Origin of the sequence: Chelatococcus asaccharovorans (assembly GCF_003201475.1) — a bacterium.
Classification (GTDB): Bacteria; Pseudomonadota; Alphaproteobacteria; order Rhizobiales; family Beijerinckiaceae; genus Chelatococcus; species Chelatococcus asaccharovorans.
Map to the genome: position 1 here is coordinate 1 of NZ_QJJK01000040.1, position 1,486 is coordinate 1,486.

The 1,486-nt window shown below is 61.5% G+C and carries 1 protein-coding gene; it reads left to right on the forward strand.

The genetic code is table 11. The features are described 5' to 3' along the window. Positions 1–94 precede the first annotated feature (94 nt). A partial coding sequence (locus tag C7450_RS33420) for a DUF4158 domain-containing protein (RefSeq protein ID WP_146227632.1) occupies positions 95–1,486 on the forward strand: 1,392 nt, incomplete at its 3' end.

Below are 1,486 nucleotides of genomic sequence, written 5' to 3' on the forward strand. Positions count from 1 at the left end.
GGCCCAATGACCTCATAGCTGTTGAAAAACGACAACGAAAGGAACATTCCGGCAACGACAGTTGAAGGTCCGGTTAGGATTGGCGTGATGGCAGATGGAAGAGGACACGCCGATGGACCGGAACTGGAGCAGACAGGAGCTTGCGGATTGCTGGAGCCTCGGGATTGAAGAACTGGCGCGCATCGAGGGCAAATCGGGATCGTTGCGGTTGGGGTTTGCGGCGCAGTTGAAGTTCTATCAGATCGTTGGGCGTTTTCCGGCCACGGCAGGAGAGGTTCCAGATGCGGCGAGAGGCTATCTCGGCGAGCAACTCGAGCGGCCGGTTATAGAATTGTTCGATTACGATTGGTCAGGACGCAACGGCCAGCGCCACCGCGCGGAAATCCTGGGCTTTCTTGGGGTTCGCGCGCTGCACGAAGGTGATCTCGATGCGCTTCAGGATTGGCTTGAGACGGAGATAGGGCGCACCGGAGCCGAGCTCGGCGTCATGACCGAAGCGATCGACCGGTGGTGTTGGGCGCGCAAGGTCCGGCCGCTGAGCCCGTCGGTGTCGCAACGGCTAATACGCTCGGCGACGCGACGTTTCGAGGCGGCCCTTCTGGCGCGGATTTTAGCGGCACTTGCGCCGGAAACGGTCGAGCGGATGGAAACGTCGCTGAACGCTCCCGACTCGCCCGCCGGATTTGCCGCGCTCAAGGCCGATCCCGGCCGGATTGCCCTGGAAAGCTTTCTCAAGGCTGCGGCGAGATTGTCGTTCATTCACCAGCTTGACCTGCCGCGCAGTCTGCTGGTGGGTGTTGACGCACGGCTGCTTCAACGTCTCCGCCGCCGTGTTGCGCAGGAGACGGCATGGGAGATGCGCCGGCATTCGTCGGAACGGCGGCTGGGCATGTATGCGCTTTTTCTGATGGCGCGGGAGGCCGAAATCACCGATGGGCTGGTCGATCTCTTGCTTGAAACCGTTCATAGGCTCGGCGTGACGGCTGAGCGGAGAACACTGGCGTTGCTGGCCCGCGACATAGAACGCGTTTATGGCAAGGATCGGCTCCTGGCCGACATTGCGGAGGCGGCAACTTCAAACCCCGACGGCACGGTGCGCGATGTGATCTTTCCGGTGGCGGGCGAAACGAAGCTCAAGGCGATCGTGGCGGAATATAAGGCGCAGGGCGCCTGGGAGCAGCGGGTCCATCACACGATGCGCGGTTCCTATGCGAATCACTACCGGCGCATGCTTCCGCCGCTGCTCGAGGTCCTGGAATTTCGTTCGAACAACGCGATACACCGGCCCGTTTTGGATGGGCTGGCACGGATTCGCCTGGCGCGCCGCAAGCGACGCCGCGTGCTTACCGTCAAGGATGGCGTTCCAATTGACGGCGTCATCCCCTCCAAATGGCGCGATTTCTTGATCTCGGACGGGCGGATCAAACTCATCGACTACGAGCTTTGCGTGCTCAAGGCATTGCGCGAACGCATCCGGGCCAAGGAG